11 protein-coding genes are annotated in these 14,818 nt (G+C 64.1%); 6 read left to right on the forward strand and 5 right to left on the reverse strand.

Annotation, left to right across the window (positions count from 1 at the left end; all coding sequences use genetic code 11):
* Window positions 1-3 precede the first annotated feature (3 nt).
* On the forward strand, window positions 4-2,367 hold the full coding sequence (locus HY57_RS07950) for a peptidase domain-containing ABC transporter (RefSeq protein ID WP_019467303.1): 2,364 nt from the start codon (window positions 4-6) through the stop codon (window positions 2,365-2,367).
* 118 nt (window positions 2,368-2,485) lie between these two features.
* Window positions 2,486-3,352, forward strand: a complete 867-nt coding sequence (locus HY57_RS07955) for a hypothetical protein (protein WP_019467304.1) — start codon at window positions 2,486-2,488, stop codon at window positions 3,350-3,352.
* Between the two features lie 102 nt (window positions 3,353-3,454).
* On the opposite strand, the gene HY57_RS07960 is transcribed toward HY57_RS07955, so the two are convergent.
* On the reverse strand, window positions 3,455-6,361 hold the full coding sequence (locus HY57_RS07960) for a TonB-dependent receptor plug domain-containing protein (protein ID WP_019467305.1): 2,907 nt from the start codon (window positions 6,359-6,361) through the stop codon (window positions 3,455-3,457).
* 353 nt (window positions 6,362-6,714) lie between these two features.
* On the opposite strand from HY57_RS07960, the gene lgt reads away from it, so the two are divergent.
* The 4 genes from lgt to HY57_RS07980 all read left to right on the forward strand — a co-directional run bounded on the left by lgt (window position 6,715) and on the right by HY57_RS07980 (window position 10,010).
* On the forward strand, window positions 6,715-7,605 hold the full coding sequence (gene lgt / locus HY57_RS07965; protein WP_019467306.1) for a prolipoprotein diacylglyceryl transferase: 891 nt from the start codon (window positions 6,715-6,717) through the stop codon (window positions 7,603-7,605).
* 3 nt (window positions 7,606-7,608) lie between these two features.
* A complete protein-coding gene (locus HY57_RS07970; protein WP_019467307.1) occupies window positions 7,609-8,403 on the forward strand; it encodes a thymidylate synthase in 795 nt (264 codons plus the stop codon).
* A gap of 152 nt (window positions 8,404-8,555) precedes the next feature.
* Window positions 8,556-9,044: a dihydrofolate reductase gene (locus HY57_RS07975; protein WP_019467308.1), complete on the forward strand. Its 489-nt coding sequence runs from the start codon at window positions 8,556-8,558 to the stop codon at window positions 9,042-9,044.
* 12 nt (window positions 9,045-9,056) lie between these two features.
* Window positions 9,057-10,010, forward strand: a complete 954-nt coding sequence (locus tag HY57_RS07980) for a Nudix family hydrolase (protein ID WP_019467309.1) — start codon at window positions 9,057-9,059, stop codon at window positions 10,008-10,010.
* Between the two features lies 1 nt (window position 10,011).
* Here the strand turns inward: HY57_RS07980 and coaE are convergent, their stop codons facing one another.
* From coaE to pilB, 4 genes are all read right to left on the reverse strand, one after another.
* Complete coding sequence (coaE, locus tag HY57_RS07985) at window positions 10,012-10,635, reverse strand: dephospho-CoA kinase (RefSeq protein ID WP_019467310.1); 624 nt, start codon at window positions 10,633-10,635, stop codon at window positions 10,012-10,014.
* On the reverse strand, window positions 10,632-11,489 hold the full coding sequence (locus HY57_RS07990) for a prepilin peptidase (protein ID WP_019467311.1): 858 nt from the start codon (window positions 11,487-11,489) through the stop codon (window positions 10,632-10,634). The genes coaE and HY57_RS07990 overlap by 4 nt, the downstream gene beginning before the upstream one ends.
* 67 nt (window positions 11,490-11,556) lie before the next feature.
* Window positions 11,557-12,819, reverse strand: coding sequence for a type II secretion system F family protein (locus HY57_RS07995; protein WP_019467312.1), 1,263 nt, complete (start codon window positions 12,817-12,819; stop codon window positions 11,557-11,559).
* A gap of 160 nt (window positions 12,820-12,979) precedes the next feature.
* Window positions 12,980-14,701 (reverse strand): type IV-A pilus assembly ATPase PilB, encoded by a 1,722-nt coding sequence (gene pilB, locus HY57_RS08000; protein WP_026034290.1) that lies wholly within the window; start codon window positions 14,699-14,701, stop codon window positions 12,980-12,982.
* Window positions 14,702-14,818 lie beyond the last annotated feature (117 nt).

Consider the following 14,818-nt stretch of genomic DNA (forward strand, 5'->3'; position numbering starts at 1 on the left):
CGCATGCGCGTTATCTATCAGAACGAGGTCGCCGAGTGCGGCTATGCCTGCCTCGCCATGGTGCTCAGTCACTTTGGCCGTGCCACGGACGTCAGGGAAATCTCGACGTTTCGGCCCATTTCTTCCAACGGGTTGACGCTGACCGACCTGTATGACGTGGCTACAGAATTTGGCCTTGAGGTGGAGGCCTATCAGTTTGGCCCCGAGCATGTGGATGAAATCCCTCGCGGTGCCATCCTGCACTTTGGTGGTGCGCATTTCGTGGTGTTCGAAAAGGCGCGACGCGGCTACGTTCGCGTCATTGATCCAGCGGTGGGGCGGCGGCGGATCGCGATGGATGTATTTGTGGCGTCCGCATCGGGTTACCTTCTTCAGTGCTCGCCGACGCCCGACCTGCCGCAGGTCAAGGCGCGATCGAAGGTGCGGGCCGCACTGGAGCGGGTGCGCACGCTCAATCCGCAGTTGAACTCGCGTATTCGGAAAGTCCTTTTCGTCGCCATCGGCGCGCAATTTGCGATCCTCGCGACGCCGTTCTTTGGCGGTCTCGCCCTCGATTACGTCGTCGCGTCCGACAACATCGATCTGCTTGGGGCGCTGGTGCTTACCTTCGCCAGCATCTTCGTGGTGGGGGCCATGGGCCACTTCGTGCAGGGCTATCTCACCGAGGTGGTATTTGGCGAAGTGCGAATGAACATGACCGAGGGTCTTGTCGGTCATCTGCTGAGAAACCCCATCCCGTTTTTCGAAAAGCGCAATGTCGGCGATCTGTTCGCGAAGATCAGGATGCAGGAGGAGGTGGACGACTTCGTGACGCGTACGGCGGTAACCATGCGTATCGATGTTGCGGTTGCCCTGCTAGGCACGGGACTGATGATGCTGGCCAGCGGTACGTTGGCTGCGATCACGCTGGGCCTGTTCTTCGTCTATGTCATGGTGGCGATGGGCATTTTTGTGCGCATGCGCGACGTGCATGCCTTGATCATGGAGGAATCAGGTCGATGTGACGACGCCCTCATTGAGACGATACGGGGTGCTTCGCTGATCAAGCTTTCGGGGGGCGAGCTGCGGCGGACCGGTCAATTCATGTCACGGTTCCGGGGCTATGTGTCGGCGGTACTGGAGCGCTCCCGTCTGGTGATTTTTCGCGAATCCATGCAGAAGCTTCTGGCCTACGTGGATGTGCTGGTCATCACCTGGCTCGCCTGCAGGCTGATGTTGTCGGGCAGCATGTCGCTGGGCGTGTTCTATTCGTTCATGATCTACAAGTCGTTGGTGACTGAGCGGCTTACGCGCGTCATCAATGGTTTGATTGCCTACGGCATGCTGTCGGCCCCGGTGGGTCGTGTTGCCGACATCGCCGATGCCGAAGGTGAGCGTTACAGCACGCCGGATGCGTTACATCGCTCGCCGGAAACGCGCTCATTCCAGTCGCTGGAAATGCAGAACGTGAGCTTCCGCTACGGGGTTTCCGACCAGTGGATCCTCAAGGAGGTCAGCCTGACCCTGCGCAAGGGCGACAAGGTGGCCATCGTCGGACCGTCAGGCAGTGGCAAGTCGACGATCTTCAAGCTGCTGGCGGCATCCGAGCCACTCCATGACGGCGAGATCCTGTTGAACGGCATTCGCTGGCCCAACCTCGCGGTAGATGAGATCCGTCGCCATGCGGCCCACATGCGCCAGGGCGACATCATTCTCTACGGATCCATTGCGGACAACGTCTCGATGTTCACCGGGCAGACAGACGAGGATCGCGTGCGTCAGGTGTTGGAGGACGTAGGCCTGATGGATGACGTCATGCGCTTGCCCATGCGCGCCCGGACCGTCGTGAGTGACACCATCGCCAACATCTCGGCCGGGCAGCGTCAGCGCCTCCTGCTGGCGCGGGCGCTCTATATGGACAGGGAGGTGCTGATGCTCGATGAGCCCACCTCGAACCTCGATCCATCGTCGGTGGAGCTCATTGCGCGGCTCCTGGCCGGCATCGACAGGACGGTGGTGGTCATCACACACGATCATTCCCTGGCCTCGCATTTCGATCGGCGCTTTGAGCTGAGGGATGGTCGGTTGGTGCCCGCAGGCAAGGACGCGGTGCAGGTAGGCAAGGAAGAGGCCGGGACGGAGGGCGCCATCGCAGATGCGCCTGCTGCGGAGAGCACCGCAACGGTGGCGGCGTCGACGATGGCGGACGTCGTCGATGGTACTGAGGCAGAGGGCGGCATTCCGGTGGACGTCGCCTCACACGACGCCTCCGTGGTTAGTCCCACCAAGGTACATGCTGCCTCCGGCGCTGCGGTGAATCGCCTTGGCCCGTTGCCTGGTGCGGCAGCGGCCAGGGTAGCCGCTGGGTTTGCGCGTGAAACGCGGTGAACTTGTTCGTCAATGCCGCCAGCGCATGAATGCATGGCGGCAGGGGCTTCGCAGAGGGCATGCGAGCCTCGTGCGTGGTTGGCGGCGCCGGGTTTGCTCCGTTCAGAACGGGGTGCTGATGCACGTGTCGTTTGCCACGCTTGCACGGATGGCGAAACTGCGATGGCTCTGGCGCAGTGTGTTTGACGTGCGCTGGCGGTGGAACGGGATCATCCGTTACGAAACCGGACGAGACCTGTTCTCGCTGGGGCGCGACAAGTGGCTGACAGTCATGGCGGGCGGTGTGCAAGAGCGCCTGCTCGATCGACGCATTCATCTGGGGCAGCAAAAGTCGGATGCCGTGGAGCATTTGCCGGACCTTGTGGCAGTCGGCCGGCGCGTCGCCGATGGGGTCGCCGCTCTTTGGGCCAGCCAACCGGACCGCCTGGTGATGCTCTCACCGTTTCACTATGTGTCGCAGTACGCGAATGTGCTGGCGGTGCATGAAGTGCAACGGGCGCTCGGCGTCGCCCATATCGCGATCGTGTCCGGTGTGCCTCACGATCAGTACGGTAGCGACGCAGGCCTGACACCTGGTATCGAAGTCCTGCACACGTTCGGCGATGGGATGCGCAACAGCCTGGGCATCCGCCTGGCGCGAGCGTTGGTGCGGGACAGGTTGGCCGTTCTGTTTGCCGATGCGGCGCCCCATTCGATGCAGAAGTACCCGATGGATACCACGGGGGTAAGCATCCTTGGCCGGCCGTCACGCATCCACAGCGGCATATTTCGTATCGGCCAGCGCATGGGCGTGGTGCTGCTGCCGTACTACCTCACGTTTGAAAGCGGTCGTTTTGGCGTCGTATTGTTCGATCCCGTAGAACTGGCCGACGACGACGCTCCGCAGCAAGTGGCCGATTGCATCGGCAGTGCGCTGGCGCAGAACTACGAAAGCAACCTGTTCGCTGGCTATCCCACGTTGTATGGCTTTGCCGCCGTGCGTTAAGCAGCGCAGGAGCAGGGCGGCCATGCGGCAAGGCGCTGCTCCGGGGCCAAAAAAAAGCGGGCCCGAAGGCCCGCTTTTTCGAAGTGCTGCACTCTTTCGAACTTAGAACTTCTGGTTGTACGACACGTACCAGTAACGGTCGATGTCGAAGTTCGGGTTGTACGGCGGGGAGCCGGTACCCGAGGTCGGCACGCTGTAGTAGTACGGGCCCTTCTTGTTGAAGATGTTGTTCACGCCAACGGTGAACACACCCTTCCACGGAGCCGTGTAGCGGAACTGCGCGTCGTTGAACGCCACCGAACCCTTCTGGCTCATGCCAACCGACGGCCACCAGGGGTTGGTGTAGTTCGGCGAGCTGCACTCGACGGTTGCGGTGTAGCACTGGTCCTTCAGGCCCGAGTAGTAACGGACCGTCCAGCTGGCGCCGAACTGCTTGAAGTCCCAATCCACCTGCAGGTTGGAGCGCAGGCGGTAGATGGGGTCGTTACCGTTGGTGAAGAAGCCGACCTGATCCTGCGGGGTAGCGCCCGGGCTGCTGACCGACTCGTACTTGGTCAGGTAGGTGCTGTCCGAAGCGATGCGGAAGCGGCCGAACGAGGTTTCCGGCAGACGGTAGTGGATACCGACGTCGTAGCCTGCGGTCTTCAGCGTGCCGAGGTTGGCTTCGCTTTCGTTGAGCTGGTTGACCGAGCCCGGGACCAGACCGGTGCTCGGGTCGGCCACGTTGCCACGGGTGAAGCGGCCGCAGTACGACGGATCGTTCTGCACGTAGCACAGGTTCAGGATCTCGCTGGCGTTGACCGACGTGATCTGGTTCTTCAGGTAGATGTTGTAGTAGTCAACCGTGAAGTCCAGGCCTTCCACGTAGTGCGGGCTGTAGACCAGGCCCAGCGTACGGGTGATCGACTGTTCCGGCTGCAGGTTCGGGTTGGAGCCCGAGACGAACGCCACCGGGGTCTGCGTACCGGTGTTGTTCTTGATCGGCGTGCCGGAGCCGTCGACCTGGCGGTAGTTGGCCGGGACGCCAGCGGCGGAGCAGCGCTGAGCCACCTGGCTGTTGGTCGCGGCAGCACCGTAAACGGTATCGCACGGATCGATGAAGGTTTCGAAGCTCTGGCCCGGGCCACCGTACAGGTCGTTGATCGTCGGCGCACGGAAGCCGTGGGCGAACGTACCGCGGATCAGCACGTCTTCGATCGGACGGTAGCGGAAGCTGTACTTGTTGTTGGTGGTGCTGCCGAAGTTGCTGTAGTTCGAGTAGCGGCTGGCGATGTTGACGCCCAGTTCCTGGGCACCCGGCAGGTCGCGCAGCAGCGGCACGTCGAGCTCGGCGTACGCTTCGTTGGTGAAGTACTTGCCGGAGGTCGCGTTGGCGGCCAGATCGGTGGTGTTACCGGCGGCAACGTAGGCATCCGGGCGGTAGCTGCCCTTCAGACCACGGTGTTCCACGCCCAGGGCCAGGTTGACGGTGCCGGCGTTGAGCGGCATCTCGAACAGGCCGCCGGAGACGTTGGCGGTGTAGTCATCGGTGGAGCTGACCTGACGAGCGGACTCGTGGTAACCCACGTAGTCCAGCACGGACTGCGGGGTCGCACCCGGGCCGGCGAGGATGTTCCACGGCTGGCAGCCAGCAGCGCGATCGGCGGCGTTGGCGCAAGCCACCTGACCGTTGATGATCGTCGTCGGGCCCAGCGCGGCCTGTGCCTTGTTCAGGTCCAGGTTGCCGGTGGTGGTGAGGTGGATCTTGTTCTGGGCGTAGGTGTAATCCGCGTCCCAGCTCCAATCGTGGCCGAGGAACTGGAAGTAGCCCTGGGCGCCGACGTTGATGTTGTAGATCTTGGAGTGAGCCTGCGTGACGCGCGGCATTTCCACCGTGCGGCGGAAGAAGTTCACGTCTTCGCCCGGGAACGGGTTGTAAGCGTTCTGGCCGCTGATCTGCACGCCGTTCGGGAACAGGTTGCCGACGGTGTTGCCGGTCGAGAACGGATAGCCGGCGAGCTGCGAGGACGAGTCACGCACGCTGGCATCGGCCATACCGTGCAGGGTGATGTTGTCGGTCAGCTTGTACTTGTCCTGGACGAACAGGTTCTTCAGCTTGGTGCCGGCGCGGAACGTCATGTCCTGCGTGCTGTTGTAGCGGTCGGCATTTGTGCTGCCGTCGTACAGGTGGTAGCCAGCGGGGGCACCAGCAGTCGTCGTCTGCGAACCGTGGTTGTAAACGTACTGATCGCCGGTGGTCGGATCGACAACGCGGCCGTACGGGCCGGTGGAGCTCCAGCCGCCGTTCGGATGACGGGCACCTTCGGCGTAGCGGGTTTCCGGACGCTCGCTGTCCCACATCGGATCGGTCTGCTGCTGGGCAGCACCGATGATGATGGAGTTCTTCTCGGTGGTGTGGCCCCAGGTGAAGTCGTAGTTCTGGGTCTGGCCGTCGCCCTTGCCGTTCTGGCCGTAGTAGACGTTGGCTTCAGCGCCGTCGAACTTTTCCTTGGTGATGATGTTCACCACGCCGCCGATGGCGTCGGAACCGTAGATGGAAGAGGCGCCATCCTTGAGGATGTCGATGCGCTCAATCATCGAGACGGGAATGGTCGACACGTCGGTCAGGCCATTGAGGCTGGTGCTCCAGCGACGGCCGTTGACCAGCACCAGCGTGCGCTGCGAACCCATGTTACGGATGTTCACATAGCGACCGCCGACGTCAGCGCCGGAGGACAGCGTGTCCTGCGGGGTGATGTCCGGCGTGCCCATGGACGGCATGCGGGCCAGGATGTCGTTGACGTTGGTCAGACCGGTCGCCTGGATGGCGGCCTTGTCCATGGTGAAGATGGGCTGCGAGGTTTCCACGTCCACGCTGCGAATGCGCGAACCGGTCACCGTGACGGTTTCGAGGCTCTTGGCCGTACCCTGATCAGCCTGAGCGGGGGCAGCATCCTGTGCGGCCACCGACCACGTCTGCAGCACGAGCGCTGCGGCGATGGCAGTAGCCAGCAGTGTCTTTTGCTTCATTGTTGGAACTCCGAACAAAAAATAGCCATCAGCCAGCTCGCGAGGGCTGGACATCTGGGTATGGGGATGGCTCGACCTCCCTGGGGAAGGGGTCCGTGCCGTGGCATCGCCGGGCTTGGGGGACAGGCGATGTAATCCCGAAGTTAAAACAAAGTGACGTGTAGGTGCAAGCCTGTTGAAACAGTCGGGTGATAGTAGGTTTTGGTGTAAAGGGGCTATTTTTTCGGTGCGGGTGACGGCCACAAAGGCTTGTCTACGCTTGACATTGCCGGCAGGCCGGTGCGTTTTTGCCGCCCCCATGCCTTCACGGGGCGCGCCCGCTACACTGACGCTTTTCCGCCGCCCGCCGACCCATGACGCAGCCCTTCACCGTTGCCTTCGACCCCGTCGCCTTCAAGCTGGGGCCGCTACAGATTCACTGGTATGGCTTGATGTACCTGAGCGGTTTCCTTGGGGCCTGGCTGCTGGCCGAGTACCGCCGCCAGCGCGGCCGCCTGCCGGTATCGCGCGACGCGCTGGGTGACCTGGCCTTCTACGTGATGATGGGTGTGATCATCGGCGGCCGCATCTGGTACATGCTGTTCTACGCCGACATCCACTGGATCTGGCAGGACCCGCTGGCGCTGTTCCGCGTGTGGGATGGCGGCATGAGTTTCCACGGCGGCTTGCTCGGTGTGCTTACCGCCGGCCTGTGGTGGTCGCGTCGCAACCACATGCATTTCTTCGACACGGTGGATTTCGTGGCGCCGCTGGTGCCGATCGGACTCGGTCTGGGGCGCCTGGGCAACTTCATCAACGGTGAGCTGTGGGGCAAGCCGGACACGGTGCCGTGGGCCATGCTTTTTCCCAATGCGCATTCGGCCGATGTGGACTGGGCCGCCACGCACCCGCAGTGGCAGGCGGCGTTGGCGCAGTTCGGCGGGCTGCCGCGTCACCCCTCCCAGCTTTATGAAATGCTGCTGGAGGGCGTGGTGATGTTCACCGTGCTGTTCCTGGTGTCGCTCAAGCCGCGCCCGCGCTACCTGGTTTCCGGCCTGTTCGCGCTGATGTATGGCTGCTTCCGCTTCGGCGTGGAGTTCGTGCGCGTGCCCGATCCGCAATTGGGCTATCTCGCGTGGGGTTGGCTGACCATGGGGCAGATCCAGTCGCTGCCCTTGATCGTCATCGGCCTGGTGCTGCTGGTGATGGCCCGCAAGGCGCCGACCATGCGGCCGTACAACGTCTCGCTGCCGACCGGGGAGTAAGCCATGCGCGCCTATCTTGATCTGCTGCAGCATGTGCTTGACCACGGCGTGGAGAAGGGCGACCGCACCGGCACCGGCACGCGCAGCGTGTTCGGCTGGCAGATGCGGTTTGACCTGTCCGAAGGGTTTCCGCTGGTCACCACCAAGAAGCTGCACCTGAAGTCGATCATCCACGAGCTGATCTGGTTCCTGCGGGGCGACACCAACATTGCCTATCTCAAGGACCATGGCGTCAGCATCTGGGACGAATGGGCCGATGAGCACGGCAACCTGGGCCCCGTCTACGGCCAGCAGTGGCGCGCCTGGCCCACCGCTGACGGCGGCGTGGTGGACCAGATCCGCTGGGTGGTGGACGAGATCAAGCGCAACCCGAATTCGCGCCGCCTGGTAGTGAGTGCATGGAACGTTGGCGAGCTGCCAAAAATGGCGCTGATGCCGTGCCATGCGCTGTTCCAGTTCTACGTGGCGGACGGCAAGCTCAGCTGCCAGCTCTACCAGCGCTCGGCGGACATTTTCCTGGGGGTGCCGTTCAACATCGCCAGCTATGCCTTGCTGACCCACCTGATTGCCCAGGAATGCGGGCTGGGCGTGGGTGATTTCGTGCACACGCTGGGCGATGCCCACCTGTACAACAACCACGTGGAGCAGGCGCGCCTGCAGCTGACCCGTGCGCCGCGGCCCCTGCCCAGGCTGCAGCTGAATCCAGACGTGCGTTCAGTGTTCGACTTCCGTTTCGAGGACATCGCCATCGTCGGCTACGAGCCGTATGGCGCCATCAAGGCCCCGGTGGCGGTATAACAAGGCGTTGGCCCGGGGTTCGCTGACACCGGGCATGGCGCAGGCTGTCATTTGGCGCGGATGGACGCCGGCATGCTGCTAAGATCGGCGGCGCGCGACGCCCCTGGCTGGCGGCGCGAGTGGTCAACACTGTCGATGATTCAAGGATTTCCATGGCTATTTCGCTGATTGCCGCGCTGGATGAGAACTTCGCCATTGGCCGCAAGGGCCAGTTGCCCTGGCATTTGCCGGACGACCTGCGCTGGTTCAAGGAGCTCACGCTCGGCAAGTACGTGCTGATGGGCTACAACACGGCCGTGGCGATTGGCCGCCCGCTGCCGGACCGCACCAACCTGGTGCTGAGCCGCAAGCACGAGGCACCGTTTCCCGGCCAGATCACCGTGCGTTCGCTGGCCGAGGGCCACGCCCGCGCCGGTGGCACCGGCCTGATGGTGATCGGCGGTGGCGAGGTCTACACCGAGGCGCTGCCCACAGCGCGCCGCCTGTACCTCACCTGGGTCAACGCCGCGGTGGACGGTGCCGACACCTTCTTCCCGGGCGTGCATTTCAGCGACTGGACCGAAGTCTCCCGCGTGCATCACAAGAAGGATGCCAACCACGCGTATGACTTCGACATGGTCGAGTACATCCGCAACGACTGAGCGGCATCCGGCATGCCTGCTTCGACGGCCGGCGCCATGCATGTCATGGCCGGCGTCATGCTCGACTTCCAGGGACGCGTGCTGCTGGCGCAGCGTCCGCCCGGCAAGCACCTGGCGGGGCTGTGGGAATTTCCCGGTGGAAAGCTCGAGGTGGGCGAAACGCCTGCCGAGGGCCTCGTGCGCGAACTCCATGAAGAGCTGGGCATCGAGGCCACGGTGGCTGAGCCCCTCATTCGCGTGCCCTGGCGTTACGGCGAACGCTCCCTGCTGCTCGACGCGCGTATCGTCCGGGCATGGCAGGGCGAGCCCGCCTCGCTGGACGGGCAGGCGCTGCAGTGGGCTGAGCCTGCCTCGGTCGACCTGAGCCTGCTGGCACCAGCGGACCGCCACATCCTGCGGGCACTCCAGTTGCCCTCGCGTTATGCCATCACGGCAGATGTGCCGCCCTCGGCGATTGAGGCGTGGCGGCAGCGCGTGCGCCACGCCATCGCTGCGGGCGAGCGGATGATCCTCCTACGCTTTCCGCAGTGGCCGCCGCAGCAGGTGAGGGCGCTGGCGGCTGATCTGTTGCCCGAGGCGCGGGCCCGGGGCGCGCATCTAGTGTTGAGCGGCGACGTCGATGGCGCGCTGGCGCTGGGAGAGGGTGCAGGCGTGCAGCTCAAGGCGGCCCAGCTCGCCCAGTGGCGCGAAAGGCCCTTGCCCTTGATGCAATGGGTGGGGGCGAGTTGCCATCACGCAGCCGATCTCCAGCGTGCGCTGGACGTCGCGGACTTCGCCACTGTGTCGCCGGTCGCCATGACCGCAACGCATCCCGCTGCCCTGCCTTTGGGATGGACGGCGTTCGGGCATCTGGTGAATGCCTCGGCCTTGCCGGTCTATGCGTTGGGCGGCATGAGCCCGGCACAGCTCGACATGGCGCGGCAGGCCGGTGCGCAGGGCGTGGCGGGGATCCGCGGCTTCTGGTGATTCAGCGCCCGGCCTGGGCGAGTGCCAGATAGCGTGCGTGCAGGTCTGCCACGGCCCGGTCGAGGGCGGATTCGTCGCCGCTGTTTTCGATGACATCGTGGGCCAGCAACAGGCGGTGTTCGCGCCGCGCCTGGCGTTCGATCATGCGCCGCGCCAGTGCTTCGTCGATGCCGTCGCGCCGCATCAGGCGCTCCCTCTGGACGGCTTCGGGGGCATCGATCACCAGGACGCGATCCACCCAGCGATAGTGATCGTGGTTTTCGGCAAACAACGGAATGGCGAGCAGGCAGTAGGGGCCGCGATCGGCCATGACGCGCTCGCGCAGCCAGGCGCGCACGCGTGGGTGCGTGATGGCTTCCAGGGCCTTGCGTTCCGCATCGTTGCCGAACACCCGCTGGCGCATGGCGGCACGGTCGAGCTGTCCGCCGGCATCGAGTACGCCGGTGCCGAAATGGTCGACGATGGCCGCCAACCCTTCCGAGCCGGGGGCGACCACTTCGCGTGCGGCGACATCAGCGTCGTAGACGTGGACACCCATAGCCTCGAAGCGTCGTGATACGGCGCTTTTGCCCGCAGCGATGCCGCCGGTGAGCGCCACCACGTAGCCCGGGTGGGGCAAGGTCACGGCAGCCCCATCAGCTGCGAGTACTGCTGCAGCAGCCAATCGCCGGCCACGAACCACACCCAGCCTGCCGCCGCGATGAAGGGGCCGAAGGGCATGGGGATGTCGCGGCCGTGCTTGCGCAGCGCAATCATCGCGCCGCCGATCACGGCGCCGATGAACGAAGAGAGCAGGATCACCGGCAACAAGGCCGTGGGGCCCATCCATGCGCCCAGTGCGGCCAGCAGCTTGAAGTCGCCATAGCCCATGCCCTCCTTGCCGGTCAGCAGCTTGAACAGCCAGTACACGCTCCACAGGCTGAGGTAGCCGATGGCCGCACCGAGGATCGCCGGACTGGGCAGCACGAACATCGGCAGCAGGCTGAGCAACAGGCCGAGCCACAGCAGTGGGAAGGTCAGCTGGTCGGGCAGGTACTGCGTGCGGAAATCGATGCCGGCGAGGGCAATGAGCATCCAGGTGAAGACCAGGCCGGCCACGGCAACGAGGTTCGGGCCGAACTTCCAGACAATCGCCGCACTGGCCAGGCCACTGAGCAATTCGACCAGCGGGTACTGGATGGAAATCGGCGCCTTGCAGTAGCGGCAGCGGCCGCCCAGCAGCAGCCAGCCGAACAGCGGAATGTTGTCGCGAGCCGCCAGCGGGTGCTTGCAGTGGGGGCAGTGCGAGGCCTCCTTGACGATGCCGGGGGGCAGCGAGGTGCTGTCGGGCTCCATCTCCAGCGTATCGAAGGCGTCCAGCCGCCACTGCGCCATCAGGCGCGCCGGCAGCCGGAGGATCACGACATTCAGAAAGCTGCCGACCAGGAGGCCGAGCACGCCGGCAACAACGATCCAGGCCCAGGGGGGGAGTGCGAGCATGCGGACATCCGATGGTTATAAAAAAGGCCCCCCTCCCGGCAGGGAGAGGGGCCCGGACTGCGAGAGATTACACGGTGCTGGCGAGCTTGAAGATCGGCAGGTACAGCGCGATCACCATGCCGCCGACCAGCACGCCGAGGATCACCATGATCAGCGGCTCGAGCAGGCTGGAGAGCGTATCCACCGCGTTGTTCACTTCCTCTTCGTAGAACTCGGCGACCTTGAACAGCATGTGGTCGAGCGCACCGGATTCCTCGCCGATGCCCACCATCTGCACCATCATGTTCGGGAACAGGCCGGTCTGGCGCATCGACAGCTGCAGCTGGTGGCCGACGGCGACGTCCTCGCGCATCTGCTTCACGGCATCGCCGTAGACGATGCTGCCGGTGGCGCCGGAGACGGCATCCATCGCTTCCACCAGCGGCACACCGGCACGGAAGGTCACGCCCAGCGTGCGCGCGAAGCGCGCCAGCGCCGACTGCCGGAGGATGTTGCCGATCACCGGGAACTTCAGCAGGAAACGGTCGAGGAAGTGCGCGAACTTGGTGGAGCGCTTCTTGAAGAAGATGAGCGCCGAGACGCCGCCCACGATGCCGATGAGCAGGGCCCACCAGTAGGACTTCATGAACTCGGACATGGATACCACGACCTGCGTTGGCGCGGGCAGTGAGGTGCCGGCGTCCTTGAAGGTCTGGGCAAACACCGGCACCACGAACAGCAGCATGATGACGCAGACCAGGAAGGCCACGGCCATGACCATCACGGGGTAGAACATGGCCTTCTTGATTTTGGCCTTGATGGCTTCCGTGCGTTCCTTGTAGGTGGCCACGGTATCCAGCACCGTGTCGAGCACACCCGCCGACTCACCCGCATGCACCAGGTTGCGGTAGAGCTCGTCGAACTGGACGGGGTACTTGCCCAGGGCTTCGTGGAGCGCCGCACCACCTTCGATGGTCTGCTTCACGTCCGTCAGCATGTTCTTGAAGCGGACGTTCTTCTGGCCGTCGGCGATGATCTCGAAGGACTGCACCATCGGCACGCCGGAGGCCATCATGGTGGCGATCTGGCGGCTGAAGATCGCCACGTCGCGTGGCTGGACCGAGCTTCCCGAGGCGCCGAACAGCGGCTTGCCGCGCTCCTTCACGGTCTGCGGGTTCATGCCCTGGCGGCGCAGCTCGGCCTTGACGAGCGAGGCGTTCTTGGCCGCCATGTCGCCCTTCATGCGCTTGCCGCGCTTGTCGAGGGCGATCCAGTCGTAGGTTGTCAGCTTGCTGACCTCGGCGCGCTGGGCGCTGATCGGCTTGACGTTCTTGGCGGTGGCCGCAGCCATGGCATTTCCCCCTGCTGGTACGGTCGGGCCGCCTCAGGAGGGCGGCCGTGTAATCGGTGCAGCTTAAGTCATTCCCCTGGACCAATTCGTGGCACCTGACGCAACTTCGGTGCGACGGACGGCCCATCCTCGCCGGGCGGCCGGGCCGCCCGCAAGCCTGTCAGTCCTTGGTGACGCGGTCGATCTCGGCCAGGCTGGTCACACCCTTCTTCACCTTCAGCAGGGCGGATGCGCGCAGGTCGTTCACACCGGCCTTGCGGGCGGCCTCGGCGATCTGCAGCGTGTTGCCGCCTTGAAGGATGATCTTCTGAATGTCTTCCAGCATGGGCATGACCTGGTAGATGCCCACGCGGCCCTTGTAGCCCTCGTTGCAGCTGTCGCAACCCACGGCCTCGTAGACGGTCAGGCCGCCGTCGATGTCTTCCTGGGTGAAGCCCGCATCCAGCAGTGTCTGGGGCGGCAAGGTCATCGGCCGCTTGCAATCGTGCAGGCGGCGCGCCAGTCGCTGGGCGATGATCAGGGTGACCGACGAGGTGATGTTGTAGGGCGCGATGCCCATGTTCATCAGGCGCGAAATGGTCTGCGAAGCATCGTTGGTGTGCAGGGTGGACAACACCATGTGACCGGTCTGCGCGGCCTTCACGGCGATCTCGGCGGTTTCCAGGTCGCGGATTTCGCCCACCATGATCACGTCCGGGTCCTGGCGCAGGAAGGAACGCAGGGCGGCGGCGAAGGTCATGCCGCGCTTGACGTTCTGCTGCACCTGGTTGATGCCCTCCACGCGGATTTCCACCGGGTCTTCCACCGTCGAGATGTTGCGCTCGTTGGTGTTGAGGATGTTCAGCGCCGTATACAGCGACACCGTCTTGCCCGAGCCGGTGGGGCCGGTGACCAGCACCATGCCGTAGGGCTTGTGGATGGCTTCGATGTAGAGCTGTTTCTGGACGTCCTCGTAGCCCAGGGCGTCGATGCCGAGCCTGGCGGCCGAGCCGTCCAGGATACGCAGCACGATCTTCTCGCCGAACAGCGTGGGCAACGTGCTCACGCGGAAGTCGACCGAACGGCTCTTGGACAGATTGAGCTTGATGCGGCCGTCCTGCGGTACGCGGCGTTCGGCGATATCGAGGCCCGACATCACCTTGATGCGCGAAGAAATGCGCGAGGCGAGCTTCATCGGCGGGCTGGCCACCGCGCGCAGCATGCCGTCCATGCGCAGGCGCACCCGGTACTGCGTTTCGAACGGTTCGAAATGGATGTCGGAGGCGCCGCGCTTGATTGCGTCGACCAGGATCTTGTTGACGAACTTGACCACGGGGGCGTCGTCATTCGCATTGGCGTCGATGCCGGTGGTTTCGGCCTCGTCGTCACCGCCTTCCAGCGAGAGCTCGTCGAATTCGCTGCCGCCCATGTCGGGCACGGCGTTGCTCATGGCGGTGAGCGCGATCTCGATGGAGCGCAGCAACTGGCCGCGCTCGACCAGGATCGGTTCCACCATGCAGTTGGAGTGGAACTTGATCTCGTCCAGCGCATGCGACTGCATCGGGTCGGCAATACCGACGAACAGACGCTTGCCGCGCTTGAACAGGGGCAGGGCGTGGTGCTTGTTGATCAGCGCCTCGCTGATCAGGTTCACCGGCATGTTGGCCGGCACCAGCGCGCTGACGTCCATCATCGGCATGCCGAACTCGTCGGATGCGATGCGGGTGAGTCGCGCGCTCTCCACCTGGTTGTTGTCCAGCAGCCAGGCCGTGAGCGAGGCCTTGCTCTGGGTGGACTCAGCGACCGCCCGGCGTACGTCGGCTTCGGGCAGCACACCTTCCGATACCAGTCGGCGCGCAAGGCCGGTAAGGCCCGCGAGCGAAGGTTGCATTAGCGTTGACATGGCGATACTGGTCCAGCCCCCTGATTGGAAGGGAATTTACCCCACTTGAGGGGGCTGGTCACCCGCCAGGATCGGGGCGTGGGGTCCGGGGGTGATGCGGCGCACAGATCCATGGCC

This window comes from Dyella japonica A8 (genome assembly GCF_000725385.1).
GTDB lineage: Bacteria > Pseudomonadota > Gammaproteobacteria > Xanthomonadales > Rhodanobacteraceae > Dyella > Dyella japonica_C.

What these genes read in the sequence shown, in the direction of transcription:
- HY57_RS07950 (WP_019467303.1), top strand. Translation starts at nt 4, where the DNA reads ATGCGCGTTATCTATCAGAACGAGGTCGCCGAGTGCGGCTATGCCTGC.
- HY57_RS07955 (WP_019467304.1), top strand. Translation starts at nt 2,486, where the DNA reads ATGCACGTGTCGTTTGCCACGCTTGCACGGATGGCGAAACTGCGATGG.
- HY57_RS07960 (WP_019467305.1), bottom strand. Translation starts at nt 6,361, where the DNA reads ATGAAGCAAAAGACACTGCTGGCTACTGCCATCGCCGCAGCGCTCGTG.
- lgt (WP_019467306.1), top strand. Translation starts at nt 6,715, where the DNA reads ATGACGCAGCCCTTCACCGTTGCCTTCGACCCCGTCGCCTTCAAGCTG.
- HY57_RS07970 (WP_019467307.1), top strand. Translation starts at nt 7,609, where the DNA reads ATGCGCGCCTATCTTGATCTGCTGCAGCATGTGCTTGACCACGGCGTG.
- HY57_RS07975 (WP_019467308.1), top strand. Translation starts at nt 8,556, where the DNA reads ATGGCTATTTCGCTGATTGCCGCGCTGGATGAGAACTTCGCCATTGGC.
- HY57_RS07980 (WP_019467309.1), top strand. Translation starts at nt 9,057, where the DNA reads ATGCCTGCTTCGACGGCCGGCGCCATGCATGTCATGGCCGGCGTCATG.
- HY57_RS07990 (WP_019467311.1), bottom strand. Translation starts at nt 11,489, where the DNA reads ATGCTCGCACTCCCCCCCTGGGCCTGGATCGTTGTTGCCGGCGTGCTC.
- HY57_RS07995 (WP_019467312.1), bottom strand. Translation starts at nt 12,819, where the DNA reads ATGGCTGCGGCCACCGCCAAGAACGTCAAGCCGATCAGCGCCCAGCGC.
- pilB (WP_026034290.1), bottom strand. Translation starts at nt 14,701, where the DNA reads ATGTCAACGCTAATGCAACCTTCGCTCGCGGGCCTTACCGGCCTTGCG.